This is a genomic window from Bacillus sp. PK5-006 (assembly GCF_054161415.1).
In genome coordinates, this window is sequence record NZ_CP096414.1 from 3,579,781 (window position 1) to 3,597,867 (window position 18,087).

Here is an 18,087-nt window from a genome sequence, read left to right on the forward strand (position 1 = left end):
ACGTTCTATTTCAAAACACAGATAAGTCTTCCGGGGCTTATTTGTGGGGTTGAAATACATACCATATGATATCTTATAACTTTCTGCTTCCTGTGTCAAGAACATGTTACACCTGGTTTAGTTGTCATAGAAAACTTCCCATAAATACAGTCCGTGACTAGGCGCAGTCTTGCCTGCCGCTTCGCGATTTCGGGCGGCAAGCATGGCTTTTATGTCATCAGGGTGAAATTTACCAGAACCGATTTCAAGCAACGTTCCAGCGATAATCCGCACCATGTTGTATAAAAAACCATTCCCTCTCACACGCATTTCAAGCCCGTCTGAGACGCTTTTCCACTCGAGGGCATAAATAACCCTCACCTTGTCCTGAACCTCTGTATTGGCCGCACAAAAGCTTGTAAAGTCATGTGTCCCAATCAGGTGCTCTGCGGCTTCTCTCATTTTATCGATGTCCAGCCGGTAAGGATAGTGGCAGGCATACTGTCTCGTGAACACATTTTGGTGTGTTTCTGTTGAGACCTTATAACGGTACTCCTTCGAAACAACACCAAATCTGGCATGAAACGAATCATCGACCTCCTCAGCCTTTAGAACACGGATATCATCCGGCAGCAGGCTGTTGAGGGCAAAAGGCCATCTCTCCATCGGGATCGAGAGCGGGGTCTCAAAATGGATGACCTGTCCCTTTGCATGGACACCGCTGTCTGTCCGGCCGGAAGCCACGATCGGAATCAGTTCATCCTGTTTGTGCATTCTTGCAAGGGCCGACTCAATCTCCGTCTGAACGGTTCGCTGCCCTGGCTGCACCTGATAGCCTTTAAAATGTGTCCCATCGTAGGAAACGGTACATTTGACCTTCATCTAGGAATCACCTAATTTCTAAGCAGCACAAGGAGTGCTGTTAACAGGATGAATAGAAGCAGCGTGAACGTGTCCTTCATGCCCCAGACAAGCTGACGGTATTTCGTCCGTCCTTCTCCCCCGCGGTAGCCTCTCGCTTCCATCGCGGTCGCCAGTTCCTCTGCACGCTTAAACGCACTGACGAAAAGCGGAACAAGCAAAGGAACGATAGCTTTCAGGCGATCCTTTAAAGGTCCGCTTGTAAAATCAACGCCTCGTGCCATTTGTGCCTTCATGATTTTGTCTGTCTCTTCTAATAACGTCGGAATAAACCGAAGAGAGATGGACATCATGAGAGCAAGTTCATGAACAGGCAGCTTGATTTTACGGAATGGGTGCAGCAGTTTTTCCATCCCGTCTGTCACTTCTATAGGCGTTGTCGTTAACGTAAGAAGTGTCGTCATCATGATGAGATAGACAAAACGGAGTGAAATGAAGATCCCCTGCTTTAGACCTTCTTCATAAATATTCAGAAAACCAAAGTGGAATAGCAAGGCGCCATCCTTTGTCATGAAAATATGCAGAATAAAGGTAAACAGGACAATCCATAGGATCGGCTTCATTCCCTTGAGAATAAAGTATAGCGGCACCTGAGAAACCATCACCACAAGGATGGTAAAGACACCTAAAAGCCCGTAAGTGATGTAATTATTAGCAAAAAAGACAATAAAGACGAAAAAGAAAATTGATAACAGCTTTGTCCTTGGATCAAGACGATGGACAAAGGATGAGCCTGGCACATATTTGCCGATAATCATACTATCCATCATGATGTCGTGTCCTCCTGATAAAGAGCTGTTAAGGCTTCTGCCATCTCATCCATGGTCAGAAGCGGCCTTGGAAACGTAATACCAAGCTTTTCTTCTACAGTCTGCTGGAATTTAATCGTTTCTGGGAGGTCGAGACCAAACGAAGACATGTCTGTACGATTGGCAAACAACTCTCTCGGCGTGCCTGTCGCCTTCACTGTCCCTTTATGCATCACAATCATTTGATCCGCATAATGAGCGGCATCCTCCATACTGTGTGTGACAAGGATCGTGGTGAGGTTTGCCTTTTGATGAAGGTCATAGAACATGTCCATGATTTCCTTCCGTCCGCGTGGATCCAGTCCAGCAGTCGGCTCATCAAGCACAAGCACTTCTGGCTCCATCGCTAAAACGCCTGCAATCGCCACACGTCTCATTTGACCGCCGCTTAGTTCAAAGGGAGATCGAGATAATAGGGATTCAGGAAGACCAACCAGTTTCAGCATCTCCTTCGCCTTCGCTTCTGCCTTCTCTTGAGGGACACCGAAGTTCATTGGCCCAAAGCAGATATCCTTGAGGATGGTTTCCTCAAAGAGCTGATGTTCAGGAAACTGAAACACGATGCCTACCTTTTTCCGGAGGGGTTTCATATCCTTCTGCTTTTTATTGGCTTGTAAAATGGTCTCTCCAAGCGCAATGCTCCCCTTCGTTGGTTTGAGCAATCCATTTAAATGCTGCAGCAATGTAGACTTGCCAGAGCCCGTATGACCAATGACAGCGACATAGCTGCCCTCTTTGATGGAAGCATTGACATCATACAAAGCGAGACGCTCAAACGGCGTTTTCATTTGATAACGATGCTCTAATTCTTTGATCGTAATGTCCATAGCTCTTTCACCAATCCTTCTTGTGTCAAATGGGCATTTGCAAGCGGCACACCTTGCTGCTTCAATTGCTTGCTCAATCGATAGGAGAATGGCAGATCAAGTCCAATCTGAACCAGCTGTTCATCTAGTTCAAATACTTCCTCTGGCGTTCCCTCGGCAAATTTCTTCCCGTCATTCATCACAATGACGCGGTCTGCCTTGGCAGCCTCGTCTAAATCATGTGTGATGGAAATGACTGTGACTGTACCTTGTTCCTTCAGAAGTCTAACAGTCTCTAACACTTCTTCCCGGCCAATCGGATCTAGCATTGATGTTGCTTCATCCAAGATCATGATGTCAGGGCTTGCGGCAAGCACACCTGCAATAGCGACTCTCTGCTTCTGCCCGCCTGATAGATGGTGCGGCTCTTGATCAAGAAACTCCTGCATATTGACCTGTTTGACAGCCCAATCTACACGTTCTATCATCAATTCCCGCTCAACCCCGTTATTTTCTAAACCAAAAGCCACATCATCACGAACTGTTGAGCCCACAAATTGGTTATCTGGGTTTTGAAAGACCATTCCGACCTTTTTGCGAATATCCCAAACACTTTCTTCTTTGAGCTCAATCTCTCCAACCTTGACCGTACCAGCATCCGGTAAAATGAGCCCATTCAGCACACGGGCAAGTGTGGATTTACCTGAACCGTTATGACCAACAATGGCGAGCCATTCATTTTGATTCACATGCAGTGACACTTGATCTAAAGCGGGCTTGTCCGCATCCTTGTGATAACGAAATACAATGTCCTTTACGTCAATTAATGTCTTCCCCATCTCTACCGGACCTCCTCTCAGCTCAACCTCTTCTTTGCTTATTCCTAAAAAAAGCCGTAGTACCTAAAAAAGGGCATAGATCCAGTTATGAACTGTCCCGCCCTTTCTTAGATACACGATATGTGATTAAACTAATTCAATGACAGCCATTGGTGCGCCATCGCCGCGACGAGGTCCAAGCTTCATGATACGAGTGTATCCACCTTGGCGATCTTCGTAGCGAGTTGCAACGTCAGCGAATAATTTTTGAAGTGCATCTTGGTTTGTTTCAGCGTTAGCTACTTCATTACGAATGTAAGCTGCAGCTTGACGGCGAGCATGAAGATCTCCGCGTTTGCCAAGAGTGATCATTTTTTCAACTACAGAGCGAAGTTCTTTCGCACGTGTTTCAGTTGTTTCGATGCGTTCGTTGATGATCAAATCAGTCGTTAGGTCACGAAGCATTGCTTTACGTTGTGCACTAGTGCGTCCTAGCTTTCTGTATGCCATGTGATGTCCCCTCCTTAATTAGAGATGCTGTATGAATAAAAAACACACGAAAATCCTAGTTCACAATGAAACTAGTCAATCGTCTTTACGAAGACCCAGTCCAAGTTCTTCTAGTTTCGCTTTCACTTCTTCAAGAGATTTACGTCCAAGGTTACGAACTTTCATCATATCCTCTTCTGTCTTGTTAGCAAGCTCTTGAACAGTGTTAATACCCGCACGCTTCAAACAGTTGTAAGAACGAACAGAAAGATCAAGCTCTTCAATTGTCATTTCAAGCACTTTTTCTTTTTGGTCTTCTTCTTTCTCAACCATGATTTCAGCATGCTGAGCTTCGTCAGTTAACCCAACGAAAATATTCAGGTGTTCAGTTAAAATCTTAGAACCTAGAGCGATCGCTTCTTTCGGTCCTGTGCTTCCATCAGTCCATACATCTAGTGTTAGTTTATCATAGTTTGTGATTTGCCCAACACGGGTGTTCTCCACTTGATAAGTCACACGAGATACAGGTGTATAGATTGAGTCGATCGGAATCACACCGATTGGCTGATCGTCTCTTTTGTTTGCATCAGCAGGATTATACCCGCGACCTCTTTGTGCAGTTAAGCGAACACGGAAGCTCGCATTCTTGCCAAGAGTTGCGATGTGAAGATCTGGATTTAAGATTTCAATATCGCTGTCGTGTGTAATATCAGCAGCTGTTACAGTACCTTCATCTTGTACATCAATTTCAAGCGTCTTCTCTTCTTCAGAGTAGATTTTGAGTGCAAGCTTTTTAATGTTTAAGATAATCGTTGTAACATCTTCAACCACGCCTTCGATCGTTGAGAATTCGTGTAAGACACCATCTATCTGGATCGATGTTACAGCTGCACCAGGAAGTGAGGATAAAAGGATACGACGAAGGGAGTTCCCTAAAGTGGTACCATATCCACGCTCAAGTGGCTCTACGACAAACTTGCCATACTTGGCATCGTCGCTGATTTCAACCGTTTCGATTTTTGGTTTTTCAATTTCGATCATCTAATAAAACCCTCCTTCAAAACGTCGAAACCTCGAATAGAATCATATGAGATTCCATCCGAAATTCCTCATTGTTTAGTCCCGTATGTGCTCAGGCAACGAGTCGTGTATTCGTCTCATAAATAACTGTATCATAACCCATTATTGACAGGGACACAAAATCTATACAAACAAATTACACGCGGCGACGTTTTGGTGGACGGCATCCGTTATGAGGAACTGGAGTTACGTCTCTAATTGCAGTAACTTCAAGACCTGCAGCTTGAAGCGCACGAATTGCAGCTTCACGACCAGAACCAGGACCTTTAACAGTTACTTCAAGTGTTTTAAGACCGTGTTCGATAGAACCTTTAGCAGCTGTTTCAGCAGCCATTTGTGCAGCGAAAGGAGTAGATTTACGAGAACCTCTGAATCCTAATGCACCAGCACTTGACCAAGAAATTGCGTTTCCATGAACATCAGTAATCGTTACAATCGTGTTGTTGAAAGTGGAACGGATATGAGCGATTCCAGCTTCAATATTCTTTTTCACGCGACGTTTACGCGTATTTTGTTTACGAGCAGCAGCCATTCTTTAACTACCTCCTTTACTTATTTTTTCTTGTTAGCTACAGTACGACGCGGACCTTTACGAGTACGCGCGTTGTTTTTTGTGTTTTGTCCACGAACAGGAAGTCCTCTACGATGACGGATTCCGCGGTAGCTTCCGATTTCAATTAGACGCTTAATGTTAAGTGAAACTTCACGACGAAGGTCACCTTCTACTTTAAGTTTGTCAATGATATCACGGATTTTACCAAGTTCGTCTTCAGTTAGATCGCGAACGCGAGTGTCTTCAGAAACACCTGCTTCTTTAAGAACTTGTTGCGCAGTCGTACGACCAATTCCAAAAACATATGTTAAAGAAATGACAACACGCTTATCACGTGGAATATCTACACCAGCAATACGAGCCATGATTTGGGCACCTCCTTGTTATTAGCCTTGTTTTTGTTTATGTTTTGGGTTTTCACAGATCACCATTACTTTTCCTTTTCTGCGAATCACTTTACATTTTTCACAGATAGGTTTAACAGATGGTCTCACTTTCATGTGTTTCCAACCTCCTTCTTCCGGAGTTGCTTTATTTGTAACGGTACGTAATTCTACCACGAGTTAAGTCATATGGAGATAATTCTACCGTAACTTTGTCTCCAGGTAAAATGCGAATGAAGTGCATACGGATTTTTCCTGATACATGAGCCAAAACTGTATGACCATTCTCTAGTTCAACTTTGAACATTGCGTTTGGCAAAGTTTCTGCTACAGTACCTTCCACTTCAATTACATCGTCTTTCGCCATTCAAGTGTTCTCCCTTCTTCAAATCAGTAACTTGCTCTCTGACAAATGTCCAAATGAGAATCTCTCAATTGTTCATCTATCACCCGACCTGTTTTGAATATACTGTTCTGAACTTCCGGAGATACGCAATCATAAAAGGTTATATGATTGATATTTTTTCTTAGGAGAATGAAATTTACGCTTTTCTCCGTCTGCGATTAGTACATGGCAGCCAACGAACATGCCGATGACACCTGTATACTGATCTTGTTCTTTCTTTGGACTATACAGACAACCTGCCCGATTTGGGCCTGAAAGGCTTCAGTGAAGACCTAAATCTTAGTCAGTATATCAAAACCTGTATCTGTAATCGCAATCGTATGCTCAAAGTGAGCACACTTTTTCCCATCAACCGTTACAACCGTCCAGTTATCAGCCAATGTTTTCACATATCGGCTGCCTGCGTTCACCATCGGTTCGATGGCCAACACCATCCCAGGTTTTAGCCGTGGGCCTTTGTTGGGCGGACCATAATGAGGAATTTGAGGGTCCTCATGAAGATCCTGTCCGACCCCATGTCCAACATATTCTCTAACAACTGAAAAATTCTCATTTTCAACATACGTTTGTATGGCATGGGAAATGTTCGACAGACGTTCGCCTGGCTTTGCTTCCTGTAAGCCTTTATATAGAGATTCCTCTGTGACTTCCAGTAGTTTGCGGTCTTCATCACTGATTACCCCAACTGGATAAGTCCAAGCAGAGTCACCATGATAGCCATTTAACTTTGCGCCAATATCGATACTAATGATGTCACCATCACGTAAAACCCGTTTACCAGGAATACCGTGAACGAGTTCTTCATTCACCGAAACGCAAATGCTCCCGCGAAAACCATTATACCCTTTAAAAGATGGGATTGCACCCTGCTTTGTAATAAAACGTTCGGCAATTTGATCCAATTCTTTTGTCGAAATACCTGGTTTTATGTGTTTCTTCAGCTCTTCATGAGTCAGTGCGACAATACGTCCAGCTTCTCTCATAATCTCAAGCTCGCGAGGAGTTTTACAGATAATCATTTATTTAATCCTCCAAGCAGGTCCTTGATATCTGCATATACATCGTTAATGTGCTTCGCACCATCAATGTTTGCAAGATATCCTTTTTCTGAATAGAAGTTCAGTAAAGGTTCAGTCTGCTTTACGTTTACTTCAAGTCTAGTCGAAACGGTTTCTGCATTATCATCTGCACGTTGATAAAGCTCGCCTCCACACTTGTCACAAACATTTTCTTTCGCAGGTGGATTAAATACTAAATGATATGTTGCTCCGCAATTTTTGCAAATTCTTCGGCCAGTCAGACGCTCCATCAAAGCATCTTTATCGACTTTAATATTAATGACATAATCAATCGTTCTGCCAAGGTCCTTTAGAATTTCTTCTAAAGCTTCAGCCTGAGCGACTGTTCGCGGAAATCCGTCCAGAAGAAAACCTTGTTCACAATCATTTTTGCCAAGTCTTTCTCTAACAATACCGATTGTGACCTCATCAGGAACAAGCTCTCCTTTATCGATAAAGGATTTTGCTTCGAGCCCAAGTTGTGTCTCCTCTTTCATAGCAGCGCGGAACATATCTCCTGTTGAGATATGAGGGATCCCATAATCATCAACAATTCGTTCTGCCTGAGTGCCTTTACCAGCACCCGGAAGCCCCATTAAGACTAAGTTCATTTCGGATTTCCCCTTCCTTACTTAGAGAGGTTGGGCAGCTGCCCAGCCCTCTGTTTTATTTCATAAATCCACGGTAATTTCGTTTCACTAATTGGCTTTCAAGCTGTTTCATTGTTTCAAGTGCAACACCTACAACAATGAGAAGACTTGTGCCGCCAATTTGTGCAGCGGAAGGTAATCCAGCGAATTGAATGAAAAAGATAGGAAGTATTGAAATCACGGCTAAGAAAATGGCGCCCACAAACGTGAGTCGGTACAAAATGCTCGTAATTCTATCTTGAGTCATTTTCCCTGGACGAACTCCCGGGATATAGCCACCCTGCTTTTGCAGATTTTCAGCCATTTGTTCAGGATTGACTTGGACAAAGGCATAAAAATATGTGAAAGCAACAATCAGTGCTACATAAATCGTCATACCGATTGGCTTAGTATAGTCAAAGTTGTTGGTTATCCAAGTTGTCACATTATTGGTTCCGAAGAACGATGCGATCGTCTGCGGAGTAATAATGAAAGAAACGGCAAAGATGACTGGAATCACCCCTGCTGGATTCACTTTCAATGGAAGGTGCGTTGCTTGACTAGCAGACATTTGTGCACGACCAGTACCTTTTGAATATTGAATTGCAATCTTTCTCACTGCCATTTGAATGTAAATAACACCGATAACAATGACAAGAATGGCAATTACAATAAGGGCAATTTTAAGGATTTGCATGAACAGCTGTCCATCTCCACCTACAAATTGTTGAGCGTACACTTGTTTTAATGTTTGAGGGATACCAGCGATGATACCGGCAAAGATAATAATCGAAATACCGTTACCAACACCGTGAGCAGTAATCTGCTCGCCCAGCCACATTAAAAATGCTGTTCCCGCAGTGAGTACGACCGCAATTAAGAGATACGTTGATACACCAGGGTTTTCAATCAGCATGCCTCCTGCCATATTGTTGAATCCATATGACATTCCTAACGCCTGGATAAATCCTAGAACAATTGTAAAATACCTTGTGAATTGTGCTAATTTTCGGCGGCCAACCTCTCCTTGCTTTGACCACTCAGTAAACTTCGGAACAACATCCATCTGCAAGAGCTGAATGATGATCGAAGCAGTGATATACGGCATAATCCCCATTGCAAGAATGGAGAATTGGAAAAGTGCCCCGCCCCCAAACGTGTTGAGGATTCCGAAAACGCTCATTTGATCCTGTGCCTGGAGAACTTCGGCGTTCACATTAGGCACAGGGATGAAAGCACCTATACGAAAGACGACTAACATTAAAAGTGTGAATATAATCTTATTCCGTATATCTTTCACGCGCATAAAATTGGAGATTGTCTTAAACAAGTTAGATCACCTCGGCTGTACCGCCAGCAGCTTCAATCGCTTCTTTCGCAGAAGCAGAGAATTTATTGGCTTTTACAGTTAATTTTTTTTCTAATTTACCGTTGCCAAGAATTTTTACTCCTGCTTTTAACTTGCTTATTGCACCAGTCTCTAGAAGAAGTTCAGGAGTTACTTCCGTTCCTTCGTCAAAACTGTTTAATCTGTCTAAGTTGATTACCGCGTAATCTTTACGGTTGATGTTTGTAAAACCACGTTTTGGAAGGCGTTGGAATAAAGGCATCTGACCACCTTCGAAACCAGGGCGTACACCGCCGCCAGAACGAGCGTTTTGACCTTTATGACCTTTACCAGAAGTTTTACCGTTACCTGATCCAATACCACGACCAACACGGTTGCGTACTTTACGTGAACCTTCTGAAGGCTTCAATTCATGAAGTTTCATTTGGGCACCTCCTTATCGATTAAAAATGTTTTATTGTTCTTTAACAGAAACTAAATGAGACACCTTGTTAATCATGCCGCGGATCGCTGCATTGTCTTCATGTACGACTGTTTGGTTTGTTTTCTTAAGACCAAGAGTACGAACAGTGACACGCTGATCTTCAGGGCGACCGATAACACTGCGTTTGAGGGTAATTTCTAATTTATTTGCCATTATTGTTCCCTCCTTATCCTAACAGGTCTTCTACAGATTTTCCACGAAGCTTCGCTACATCTTCAGCACGTTTAAGCTCACTTAAACCTTGAAGTGTTGCGCGGATCATGTTGATCGGTGTATTAGAACCTAGAGATTTAGAAAGGATATCAGCTAGACCAGCAAGCTCAAGTACCGCACGCACTGGGCCTCCAGCGATAACTCCTGTACCTTCTGAAGCAGGCTTCAATAGAACGTTTCCTGCACCGAATCGACCGATGATTTCATGTGGAATTGTAGTTCCAACCATTGGTACTTCAATTAAATTCTTTTTCGCATCTTCAACAGCTTTGCGGATCGCTTCTGGTACTTCTTGTGCTTTACCAGTACCGAAACCTACATGACCGTTTTTGTCACCGACAACAACTAAAGCTGCAAAACGGAAACGACGTCCACCTTTAACAACTTTCGCTACGCGGTTAACCGTAACTAAGCGTTCTTCTAACTCTAATTTGCTTGGGTCAATACGACTCATTCGGATGTGTCCCTCCTTCTTTTATTAAAATTTAAGTCCAGCCTCACGAGCAGCTTCAGCTAGAGCTTTTACACGTCCATGATATAGGTATCCTCCGCGGTCAAATACCACGTTAGAGATTCCTTTTTCAACAGCACGTTTTGCAACAAGTTCGCCAACTTTCGTAGCAGCTGCAGTGTCAGAACTATTCTCGATCTTTAACTCTTTATCAAGAGTAGAAGCACTTACAAGTGTTACACCGTTAACATCATCAATTACTTGAGCGTAGATATTCTTGTTAGAACGGAAAACGTTAAGGCGAGGTCTTTCAGCAGTACCTGAAAGTTTCGCACGAACACGAGCATGTCTTTTAAGACGAGTAGCGTTTTTGCTAGTTTTCGTAATCATCCGAGTCACTCCTTTCTTCACTTTAAGCGATCTTACTTACCAGTTTTTCCTTCTTTACGGCGAACGAATTCACCTTCGTAACGAATTCCTTTACCTTTGTAAGGCTCTGGAGCACGGACAGCGCGGATGTTAGAAGCTAGAGCTCCTACACGCTCTTTATCGATACCTTTAACGATTACTTTCGTTTGAGATGGAACTTCTACTTCAACTCCAGCCTCAGGAACGATTTCAACTGGGTGAGAGTATCCAACGTTAAGAACAAGTTTGTTTCCAGATTTAGCTGCACGGTAACCGACACCGATAAGTTCTAAACCTCTTTCGAAACCTTTAGATACACCTTCAACCATGTTAGCAATCAAGCTACGTGTTGTACCATGTAATGCACGGTGTTCTTTATTTTCAGACGGACGGCTTACAGTTAAGACGTTGTCCTCAATTTTAATTTCCATATCAGGGTGAAATGCACGAGTTAGTTCACCTTTTGGTCCCTTTACTGTCACTGTGTTATCGTTGTTTGTCACAGTTACTCCTGAAGGGATCTCGATTAGTTTTTTACCTATACGAGACATACCAAGCACCTCCATTCATCTTAAACTTTTTTTACCATACGTAAGCAAGTACTTCTCCACCAGCTTGTTTAGCACGGGCTTCTTTGTCCGATAAAACACCTTGTGATGTTGAAATAATTGCGATTCCAAGTCCGTTAAGTACACGTGGTACTTCATTTGATTTCGCATATACGCGTAAACCAGGTTTACTGATTCTTTTAAGACCAGTGATAACACGTTCGTTGTTTTGGCCGTATTTAAGGAACAAACGGATAATTCCTTGTTTGCTGTCTTCGACGTACTCAACGTCACGGATAAAACCTTCACGCTTTAAGATTTCAGCAATTTCTCTTTTGATTTTTGAAGCCGGTACTTCTAGCTTCTCATGACGTACCATGTTCGCATTGCGAATACGAGTCAGCAAATCTGCAATCGGATCTGTCATAACCATTATTTAATAACCTCCTTCCCATTTATGGGGATTACCAGCTGGCTTTTTTAACGCCAGGAATTTGTCCTTTATATGCAAGTTCGCGGAAACAAATACGGCAAAGTTTAAACTTACGAATAACTGAATGTGGACGTCCACAACGTTCGCAGCGCGTATACTCTTGAACTTTAAACTTTTGTTTGCGTTGTTGTTTCGCAATCATAGACTTTTTAGCCACGATTTCGCCTCCCTTTCATTGATTATTTCTGGAACGGCATACCTACTTGAGTTAATAACTCACGTGCTTCTTCGTCCGTATTGGCAGTAGTAACGATAACGATATCCATACCGCGGACCTTTGTTACTTTATCGTAATCAATTTCTGGGAAGATTAACTGTTCTTTAATACCAAGCGTGTAGTTTCCACGACCGTCGAAAGATTTCTTAGAAATCCCGCGGAAGTCACGTACACGTGGTAAAGACACAGAAATAAGTTTATCAAGGAAATCATACATGCGCTCTCCGCGAAGTGTTACTTTCGCACCGATTGGCATTCCTTCACGTAGACGGAATCCAGCAATAGACTTCTTCGCACGAGTAACGACAGGTTTTTGACCAGCGATAAACGTTAATTCTTCAACAGCAGTATCGATTGCTTTAGCGTTTTGAACGGCGTCACCAACACCCATGTTGATCACGATTTTTTCGATTTTTGGCACTTGCATTACTGAAGTGTATTCAAACTTAGAAACTAATGCAGGTGTAATTTCTTTTACATACTTTTCTTTAAGGCGGTTCATGAGAAAGACCTCCCTTCCTTATTTACTATTTATCTAGAACTTGCCCAGATTTTTTCGCTACACGGACTTTCTTTCCGTCCTCAACTTTATACCCAACACGTGTCACTTCACCAGTTTTAGGATCAAGCGGCATTACGTTTGATACGTGGATTGGCGCTTCTTGTTCAGAAATTCCGCCTTGAGGGTTAGCTTGGGTTGGTTTAGAGTGTTTTTTCACAAGGTTAATACCTTCTACTAAAACACGTTCCTTTTTAGGGAAAGCAGCAAGGATGACACCTTGTTTACCTTTATCTTTACCAGAGATAACCACTACTTTATCGCCCTTTTTAACATGCATTTAATCGCACCTCCTTGAGTCGCGGATTGTATTCATTAAAGTACTTCTGGTGCTAGAGAAACAATTTTCATATAGTTGTTTTCACGAAGTTCACGTGCTACTGGTCCGAAGATACGAGTTCCACGTGGGCTCTTGTCGTCACGGATGATGACACATGCATTTTCGTCGAAACTGATGTAAGATCCATCGTTTCTGCGAGCTCCGCTCTTAGTACGAACGATAACTGCTTTCACAACTTCACCTTTTTTGACAACGCCTCCAGGTGTTGCTTGTTTAACCGTACAAACAATGACATCACCGATGTTAGCCGTTTTACGTCCAGAGCCACCAAGAACTTTAATCGTTAGTACTTCGCGTGCGCCAGAGTTGTCAGCTACTTTTAAACGAGTCTCCTGTTGAATCATTAATGTTACCTCCTTTCGGAAAAAGAAATCCGAACTTTATTAGATAATAACGGCTTCTTCGACAACTTCAACTAGACGAAAGCGTTTAGTCGCAGATAAAGGACGAGTTTCCATGACCTTTACGATGTCTCCGATTTTTGCTTGGTTGTTTTCATCATGTGCTTTGAACTTTTTAGAGTATCTTACACGTTTGCCATAAAGTGAATGCTTTTTGTATGTTTCAACTACAACAGTGATGGTTTTATCCATTTTGTCAGAAACAACACGACCTTGATACACTTTACGTTGGTTACGTTCGCTCATGTTTGCGGGGCCTCCCCTCTAATTATTATTTATTAGCAGCGATTTCTCTTTGACGAATCACAGTTTTCATGCGTGCGATTGATTTACGCACTTCACGAATGCGAGCAGTGTTTTCAAGCTGCCCAGTCGCTAATTGGAAACGAAGATTGAAAAGTTCTTCTTTAAGAGACTTTACTTTTTGTTCAATTTCAGCAGTGGTAAGGTCACGAATTTCATTAGCTTTCATTTGATTCACCACCAATTTCTTCACGTTTTACGAACTTCGTTTTAATTGGCAATTTGTGAGATGCAAGACGAAGAGCTTCACGAGCAACTTCTTCAGACACACCAGAAATTTCAAATAAAACTTTGCCCGGTTTTACTACAGCTACCCATCCTTCTGGAGCACCTTTACCGGAACCCATGCGGACCTCTAGAGGTTTAGCTGTGTATGGCTTAGAAGGGAAAATTTTAATCCAAACTTTACCGCCACGTTTCATGTAACGAGTCATAGCAATACGAGCAGCTTCGATTTGACGGTTTGTGATCCAAGAAGCTTCAAGAGCCTGGATACCGTACTCACCGAAATGTACTTCAGTACCGCCTTTTGCACGACCACGCATTTTTCCACGATGTTCTCTGCGATACTTCACGCGTTTTGGCAATAACATATTATTTTCCTCCTTCCGCAGTATTCTTCTTAGTTGGAAGGACTTCTCCACGATAGATCCATACTTTTACGCCAAGCTTACCATAAGTAGTGTCAGCTTCAGCAGTAGCATAGTCGATGTCAGCACGAAGTGTGTGCAATGGAACAGTACCTTCACTGTAATATTCAGAACGAGCAATATCTGCACCGCCAAGACGACCAGAAACCATTGTTTTGATTCCTTGTGCTCCAGCACGCATTGTGCGTTGGATTGTTTGTTTTTGTGCACGACGGAATGAAATACGGTTTTCAAGTTGACGAGCGATGTTTTCAGCAACTAGCTGAGCATCAAGATCTGCTCTCTTGATTTCAAGAATGTTGATGTGTACACGTTTGCCAGTTAGGCTGTTAAGAGCTTTACGAAGTGCTTCAACTTCAGATCCGCCTTTACCAATTACCATACCTGGTTTAGCCGTGTGGATTGTGATATTTACGCGGTTTGCAGCACGTTCGATTTCTACTTTAGAAACAGACGCGTCAGACAAACGCTTGCTGATGAATTCACGGATTTTCAAGTCTTCATGTAAGAAGTCAGCGTAATCTTTTCCTGCGAACCATTTAGATTCCCAATCACGAATGACGCCAATACGAAGACCTACTGGATTTACCTTTTGACCCACGGATTATCCCTCCTTCTTTTCTGATACAACGATTGTAATGTGGCTAGTACGTTTGTTAATTGCGCTCGCACGACCCATAGCACGTGGACGGAATCTCTTAAGTGTTGGACCTTCGTCAACGAATGCTTGAGTAATCACTAGGCTGTTAGCGTCCAACTCGTAGTTGTGCTCAGCGTTTGCGATAGCAGATTTTAATACTTTTTCAATAATTGGTGAAGCAGCCTTAGGTGTAAGGTTTAAGATAGAAACTGCTTCTCCTACTTGCTTACCTCGGATCAGGTCCATTACTAGACGTGCTTTACGAGGAGCAATACGGACTGTTCTTGCGACAGCTTTAGCTTGCATTTAAAAGCCTCCTCTCATTAGCGTCTTGTTTTTTTATCGTCACTAGCATGACCTTTGTAAGTACGGCTTGGTGCGAATTCGCCCAATTTGTGACCTACCATATCTTCAGAAATGAAAACAGGTACATGTTTGCGTCCGTCATAGACAGCGATTGTGTGACCGATGAATTGTGGGAAAATTGTAGAACGACGAGACCAAGTTTTTACGACTTGCTTTTTGTCAGTTTCATTCAATTTCTCGACTTTAGCCATCAAATGATCATCAACAAATGGTCCTTTTTTTAAGCTGCGAGCCATTGTGGAACCTCCCTTCGTGATTGAACTACGGTCCTAAATGAACCGTAGACAACCCCGTTACTTGTTTTTACGACGACGTACAATGAATTTATCAGACTTGTTGGTTTTCTTACGAGTCTTGAATCCAAGAGTCGGTTTACCCCATGGAGACATTGGTGATTTACGTCCGATTGGAGCGCGTCCTTCACCACCACCGTGTGGGTGATCGTTAGGGTTCATTACAGAACCACGAACTGTTGGGCGTACGCCTTTCCAGCGAGAACGTCCAGCTTTACCGATGTTGATTAATTCGTGTTGCTCGTTTCCAACTTGACCGATAGTCGCACGGCAAGCAGAAAGAATCATGCGAACTTCTCCTGAGTTCAAACGTACAAGAACGTATTTACCTTCTTTACCTAGAACTTGAGCAGAAGTACCAGCAGAACGAACTAATTGTCCACCTTTACCTGGTTTTAATTCAATGTTATGCACAACTGTACCAACTGGGATGTTGATAAGTGGAAGAGCATTACCTGGTTTGATGTCAGCTTCTGGTCCAGAAGTAACTTCAGTACCAACTTGGATTCCTTTCGGAGCAAGAATGTAACGTTTCTCACCATCTGCATAGTTTACAAGAGCGATGTTAGCTGAACGGTTTGGATCATACTCGATTGTAGCAACGCGTCCAGGTATACCGTCTTTATCACGCTTAAAGTCGATGATACGGTATTGACGTTTGTGACCGCCACCTTGATGACGAACAGTTAATCTACCTTGGTTGTTACGTCCGCCTTTTTTGTGTAGCGGTGCAAGCAACGATTTTTCTGGTTTGTCAGTCGTGATTTCAGCAAAATCTGAAGTAGTCATGCCACGACGACCATTACTGGTTGGTTTATACTTTTTAATCGCCATTTTGAATTTCCCTCCTTCTTTTTAAGATTTACGCTTCAAAAATTTCGATTTCTTTGCTGTCAGCAGTTAATTTCACGATCGCTTTTCTGCGACGGCTAGTCATACCAGTGTAGCGTCCAACGCGTTTTGATTTTCCTTTGTAGTTTTGAACGTTGACTTTCTCAACTTTCACTCCAAAGATTTCTTCAACAGCGTCTTTCACTTCTGTTTTGTTAGCTCTGACATCAACTTCGAACGTGTACTTCTTCTCTGTCATTAGATCAGCAGAACGTTCAGTAATGATAGGGCGCTTTAGAACATCACGAGGATCTTTCATTATGCAAGTCCCTCCTCTACTTTTTCAACCGCTGCTTTAGTGATCAGAAGTTTGTCGTGGTTGACAACGTCAAGAACGTTGATACCGTTAGCTTCAACAACTGTTACTCCAGGGATGTTACGAGCAGATAAAGCAACTGTTTCGTTTGCATCCGCAGTGACGATCAACGCTTTCTTCTCAACAGATAATCCTTTAAGGATGCCTGCGAATTCTTTCGTTTTCACTGCATCAAGAGTCAGATCTTCAAGAACGATGATGTTGTTGTCGATTACTTTAGAAGACAATACTGACTTGATAGCCAAGCGGCGAACTTTTTTAGGTAATTTATAAGAATAACTGCGTGGTGTTGGACCGAATACGATACCGCCTCCGCGCCATTGTGGTGAACGGATAGAACCTTGACGAGCACGACCTGTACCCTTCTGTCTCCAAGGCTTACGACCTCCGCCACGTACTTCAGAACGAGTTTTTACTTTGTGAGTTCCTTGACGTAAGGAAGCTCTTTGCATAAGAATAGCATCGAATACTACGCTTTCGTTTGGCTCGATTCCAAACACAGAAGCGTTTAATTCGATTTCACCGTTAGTAGAACCGTTTTGGTTATATAATGCTACTTTTGGCATGACTTGTTTCCTCCTTTCCTAAGAGAGTTATTTAGATTTAACTGCACTCTTTACAGTTACTAGAGATTTTTTAGCTCCTGGTACGTTTCCTTTGATCAATAGAAGATTGCGTTCTGCATCAACTTTAACGATCTCAAGGTTTTGGACAGTGATTTGCTCTCCGCCCATACGACCTGGAAGAAGTTTACCTTTGAATACACGGTTTGGATCAACAGGTCCCATTGAACCAGGACGACGGTGGTAACGTGAACCGTGAGTCATTGGTCCGCGTGATTGTCCATGGCGTTTGATAGCCCCTTGGAATCCTTTACCTTTTGATGTTCCTGTTACATCTACGATATCTCCATTTGCGAAAATATCAACTTTGACTTCCTGACCAACTTCATACGCATCTAACTCCGCACCGCGTAATTCTTTTACGAAGCGCTTAGGAGCAGTTTCCGCTTTAGCAACGTGGCCTTTCTCTGGTTTGTTAGAAAGCTTTTCACGTTTGTCATCAAAACCGATTTGGATTGCTTCATAGCCATCCGTGTCAACAGTCTTCTTTTGAAGAACAACGTTAGCAGCAGCCTCAACAACAGTTACAGGGATAAGATCACCGTTTTCTGCGAATACTTGCGTCATACCAATTTTTCTACCTAAGATTCCTTTGGTCATTAGTCACACCTC

At 42.8% G+C, this 18,087-nt stretch carries 33 protein-coding genes and 1 pseudogene; all 34 read right to left on the minus strand.

Going from position 1 to position 18,087, the window contains the following annotated elements; translation table 11 throughout:
• Window positions 1-117 precede the first annotated feature (117 nt).
• The 34 genes and pseudogenes from truA to rplC all read right to left on the minus strand — a co-directional run bounded on the left by truA (window position 118) and on the right by rplC (window position 18,075).
• A complete protein-coding gene (gene truA / locus M1D84_RS18180) occupies window positions 118-861 on the minus strand; it encodes a tRNA pseudouridine(38-40) synthase TruA (RefSeq protein WP_332285721.1) in 744 nt (247 codons plus the stop codon).
• Between the two features lie 11 nt (window positions 862-872).
• Window positions 873-1,670, minus strand: a complete 798-nt coding sequence (locus M1D84_RS18185; protein ID WP_024425607.1) for an energy-coupling factor transporter transmembrane component T family protein — start codon at window positions 1,668-1,670, stop codon at window positions 873-875.
• Window positions 1,667-2,536, minus strand: coding sequence for an energy-coupling factor ABC transporter ATP-binding protein (locus tag M1D84_RS18190; protein WP_024425606.1), 870 nt, complete (start codon window positions 2,534-2,536; stop codon window positions 1,667-1,669). Before M1D84_RS18190 ends, M1D84_RS18185 begins: the two co-directional genes overlap by 4 nt.
• The gene (locus M1D84_RS18195; RefSeq protein ID WP_044139649.1) at window positions 2,512-3,354 is read right to left on the minus strand and encodes an energy-coupling factor ABC transporter ATP-binding protein; all 843 of its coding nucleotides are present in this window, start codon (window positions 3,352-3,354) and stop codon (window positions 2,512-2,514) included. The genes M1D84_RS18190 and M1D84_RS18195 overlap by 25 nt, the downstream gene beginning before the upstream one ends.
• A 126-nt stretch (window positions 3,355-3,480) precedes the next feature.
• Entirely contained in the window at window positions 3,481-3,843 is a 363-nt protein-coding gene (rplQ, locus tag M1D84_RS18200; RefSeq protein WP_003216944.1) for a 50S ribosomal protein L17, read from the minus strand.
• A gap of 75 nt (window positions 3,844-3,918) precedes the next feature.
• On the minus strand, window positions 3,919-4,863 hold the full coding sequence (locus M1D84_RS18205) for a DNA-directed RNA polymerase subunit alpha (RefSeq protein WP_003217009.1): 945 nt from the start codon (window positions 4,861-4,863) through the stop codon (window positions 3,919-3,921).
• A gap of 175 nt (window positions 4,864-5,038) precedes the next feature.
• Window positions 5,039-5,434, minus strand: coding sequence for a 30S ribosomal protein S11 (rpsK, locus tag M1D84_RS18210; protein WP_003217231.1), 396 nt, complete (start codon window positions 5,432-5,434; stop codon window positions 5,039-5,041).
• Between the two features lie 20 nt (window positions 5,435-5,454).
• A complete protein-coding gene (gene rpsM, locus M1D84_RS18215; RefSeq protein WP_003217023.1) occupies window positions 5,455-5,820 on the minus strand; it encodes a 30S ribosomal protein S13 in 366 nt (121 codons plus the stop codon).
• 21 nt (window positions 5,821-5,841) lie between these two features.
• A complete protein-coding gene (gene rpmJ, locus M1D84_RS18220) occupies window positions 5,842-5,955 on the minus strand; it encodes a 50S ribosomal protein L36 (protein WP_003156543.1) in 114 nt (37 codons plus the stop codon).
• Window positions 5,956-5,986: 31 nt separating this feature from the next.
• On the minus strand, window positions 5,987-6,205 hold the full coding sequence (gene infA, locus M1D84_RS18225; RefSeq protein WP_003217190.1) for a translation initiation factor IF-1: 219 nt from the start codon (window positions 6,203-6,205) through the stop codon (window positions 5,987-5,989).
• Window positions 6,183-6,489, minus strand: a pseudogene (locus M1D84_RS18230) (KOW domain-containing RNA-binding protein). The gene infA and the pseudogene M1D84_RS18230 overlap by 23 nt, the downstream one beginning before the upstream one ends.
• A gap of 27 nt (window positions 6,490-6,516) precedes the next feature.
• Window positions 6,517-7,263, minus strand: a complete 747-nt coding sequence (gene map, locus M1D84_RS18235) for a type I methionyl aminopeptidase (RefSeq protein WP_003217210.1) — start codon at window positions 7,261-7,263, stop codon at window positions 6,517-6,519.
• Window positions 7,260-7,913 carry an adenylate kinase gene (locus M1D84_RS18240; protein ID WP_103132744.1) on the minus strand — a complete coding sequence of 218 codons (654 nt, stop codon included), beginning with the start codon at window positions 7,911-7,913 and terminating at the stop codon, window positions 7,260-7,262. The genes map and M1D84_RS18240 overlap by 4 nt, the downstream gene beginning before the upstream one ends.
• Window positions 7,914-7,968: 55 nt before the next feature.
• Window positions 7,969-9,261 (minus strand): preprotein translocase subunit SecY, encoded by a 1,293-nt coding sequence (gene secY, locus M1D84_RS18245; protein WP_007496334.1) that lies wholly within the window; start codon window positions 9,259-9,261, stop codon window positions 7,969-7,971.
• A gap of 1 nt (window position 9,262) precedes the next feature.
• Window positions 9,263-9,703, minus strand: a complete 441-nt coding sequence (rplO, locus tag M1D84_RS18250; RefSeq protein ID WP_003216888.1) for a 50S ribosomal protein L15 — start codon at window positions 9,701-9,703, stop codon at window positions 9,263-9,265.
• Window positions 9,704-9,733: 30 nt separating this feature from the next.
• Entirely contained in the window at window positions 9,734-9,916 is a 183-nt protein-coding gene (gene rpmD / locus M1D84_RS18255) for a 50S ribosomal protein L30 (RefSeq protein WP_003217067.1), read from the minus strand.
• Between the two features lie 13 nt (window positions 9,917-9,929).
• The gene (gene rpsE / locus M1D84_RS18260; protein WP_007496332.1) at window positions 9,930-10,430 is read right to left on the minus strand and encodes a 30S ribosomal protein S5; all 501 of its coding nucleotides are present in this window, start codon (window positions 10,428-10,430) and stop codon (window positions 9,930-9,932) included.
• Between the two features lie 24 nt (window positions 10,431-10,454).
• A complete protein-coding gene (rplR, locus tag M1D84_RS18265) occupies window positions 10,455-10,817 on the minus strand; it encodes a 50S ribosomal protein L18 (protein WP_008356544.1) in 363 nt (120 codons plus the stop codon).
• Between the two features lie 32 nt (window positions 10,818-10,849).
• The gene (rplF, locus tag M1D84_RS18270) at window positions 10,850-11,386 is read right to left on the minus strand and encodes a 50S ribosomal protein L6 (RefSeq protein ID WP_008345395.1); all 537 of its coding nucleotides are present in this window, start codon (window positions 11,384-11,386) and stop codon (window positions 10,850-10,852) included.
• Between the two features lie 31 nt (window positions 11,387-11,417).
• Window positions 11,418-11,816 (minus strand): 30S ribosomal protein S8, encoded by a 399-nt coding sequence (gene rpsH / locus M1D84_RS18275; protein WP_007496327.1) that lies wholly within the window; start codon window positions 11,814-11,816, stop codon window positions 11,418-11,420.
• 31 nt (window positions 11,817-11,847) lie between these two features.
• Complete coding sequence (gene rpsN / locus M1D84_RS18280; RefSeq protein ID WP_008356542.1) at window positions 11,848-12,033, minus strand: 30S ribosomal protein S14; 186 nt, start codon at window positions 12,031-12,033, stop codon at window positions 11,848-11,850.
• Window positions 12,034-12,055: 22 nt separating this feature from the next.
• A complete protein-coding gene (gene rplE, locus M1D84_RS18285) occupies window positions 12,056-12,595 on the minus strand; it encodes a 50S ribosomal protein L5 (RefSeq protein ID WP_024425600.1) in 540 nt (179 codons plus the stop codon).
• 25 nt (window positions 12,596-12,620) lie between these two features.
• On the minus strand, window positions 12,621-12,932 hold the full coding sequence (rplX, locus tag M1D84_RS18290; protein WP_008356538.1) for a 50S ribosomal protein L24: 312 nt from the start codon (window positions 12,930-12,932) through the stop codon (window positions 12,621-12,623).
• A 35-nt stretch (window positions 12,933-12,967) separates the two neighbouring features.
• Entirely contained in the window at window positions 12,968-13,336 is a 369-nt protein-coding gene (gene rplN, locus M1D84_RS18295; protein WP_003216882.1) for a 50S ribosomal protein L14, read from the minus strand.
• A 39-nt stretch (window positions 13,337-13,375) separates the two neighbouring features.
• Window positions 13,376-13,639, minus strand: coding sequence for a 30S ribosomal protein S17 (gene rpsQ, locus M1D84_RS18300; protein ID WP_003216906.1), 264 nt, complete (start codon window positions 13,637-13,639; stop codon window positions 13,376-13,378).
• Between the two features lie 25 nt (window positions 13,640-13,664).
• A complete protein-coding gene (gene rpmC, locus M1D84_RS18305; protein WP_003217155.1) occupies window positions 13,665-13,865 on the minus strand; it encodes a 50S ribosomal protein L29 in 201 nt (66 codons plus the stop codon).
• Entirely contained in the window at window positions 13,855-14,289 is a 435-nt protein-coding gene (rplP, locus tag M1D84_RS18310; protein ID WP_003156478.1) for a 50S ribosomal protein L16, read from the minus strand. The genes rpmC and rplP overlap by 11 nt, the downstream gene beginning before the upstream one ends.
• Window position 14,290: 1 nt before the next feature.
• Window positions 14,291-14,947, minus strand: coding sequence for a 30S ribosomal protein S3 (gene rpsC / locus M1D84_RS18315; protein WP_003217241.1), 657 nt, complete (start codon window positions 14,945-14,947; stop codon window positions 14,291-14,293).
• Window positions 14,948-14,950: 3 nt separating this feature from the next.
• The gene (rplV, locus tag M1D84_RS18320) at window positions 14,951-15,292 is read right to left on the minus strand and encodes a 50S ribosomal protein L22 (protein ID WP_007496316.1); all 342 of its coding nucleotides are present in this window, start codon (window positions 15,290-15,292) and stop codon (window positions 14,951-14,953) included.
• Window positions 15,293-15,309: 17 nt separating this feature from the next.
• On the minus strand, window positions 15,310-15,588 hold the full coding sequence (gene rpsS / locus M1D84_RS18325; protein ID WP_003216920.1) for a 30S ribosomal protein S19: 279 nt from the start codon (window positions 15,586-15,588) through the stop codon (window positions 15,310-15,312).
• A gap of 57 nt (window positions 15,589-15,645) precedes the next feature.
• Complete coding sequence (gene rplB, locus M1D84_RS18330) at window positions 15,646-16,479, minus strand: 50S ribosomal protein L2 (RefSeq protein WP_024425599.1); 834 nt, start codon at window positions 16,477-16,479, stop codon at window positions 15,646-15,648.
• Window positions 16,480-16,507: 28 nt separating this feature from the next.
• The gene (rplW, locus tag M1D84_RS18335) at window positions 16,508-16,795 is read right to left on the minus strand and encodes a 50S ribosomal protein L23 (protein ID WP_003217016.1); all 288 of its coding nucleotides are present in this window, start codon (window positions 16,793-16,795) and stop codon (window positions 16,508-16,510) included.
• Window positions 16,795-17,418, minus strand: a complete 624-nt coding sequence (rplD, locus tag M1D84_RS18340) for a 50S ribosomal protein L4 (protein WP_024425598.1) — start codon at window positions 17,416-17,418, stop codon at window positions 16,795-16,797. Before rplD ends, rplW begins: the two co-directional genes overlap by 1 nt.
• Before the next feature lie 27 nt (window positions 17,419-17,445).
• A complete protein-coding gene (gene rplC, locus M1D84_RS18345) occupies window positions 17,446-18,075 on the minus strand; it encodes a 50S ribosomal protein L3 (RefSeq protein ID WP_024425597.1) in 630 nt (209 codons plus the stop codon).
• Window positions 18,076-18,087: the final 12 nt, after the last annotated feature.